Source organism: Tsukamurella sputi (assembly GCF_007858445.1).
Classification (GTDB): Bacteria; Actinomycetota; Actinomycetes; order Mycobacteriales; family Mycobacteriaceae; genus Tsukamurella; species Tsukamurella sputi.
The window spans coordinates 1-522 of record NZ_VIGV01000215.1 but is presented as its reverse complement, the minus strand read 5'-3'; the positions used below and the strand labels follow the sequence as shown (position 1 = coordinate 522).

At 69.9% G+C, this 522-nt stretch carries 1 pseudogene; it reads left to right on the top strand.

Going from position 1 to position 522, the window contains the following annotated elements:
- Positions 1–522 (top strand): annotated as a pseudogene (locus tag FK268_RS23885) (hypothetical protein); the annotation flags it as partial.

Sequence of the window (522 nt, the reverse complement as noted above, 5' to 3'; positions counted from 1 at the left end):
CCGTCGACGGCATCCTGCCGCTCCGCATCGGCGAGGATCGGGCTCGGCAGAACATCGAGGCCTGGGTCAACAGCCGGTGGTTCGCGCCGCGCGAGTTCAAGAAGTACCGGGTACTGGGCTCGTTCACGAGCGTCTACCTGTCGTACTACAGCTACGACGCCGAAGTGACGACGGACTACTCGGGTGCGCGCGGCGTCCACCGGACGCGACGCGACCGCGACGGCAACATCGAGACGTACACGGACTGGTGGCCGGTGAGCGGGCGCGTGCACGACAGCATCCGGCAGCTCGCGGAGTCCGCCAACACCGGTCTCGACGGCGACCGCGTGCGCGATCTCGAGCCCTGGCCCACGGAACAGGCCGTGACGTACACGCCCGAGTTCGTGGCGGGCCACCTGGCGCGCACGTACGACGGCGACGCGGCGCAGGTCTTCGAGGCGCAGGCCCGGCCGCGGATCGAGGGCATCATCGAGCACACCGTGCGTCGCGACATCGGCGGCGACGAGCAGCGCATCAGCCGGA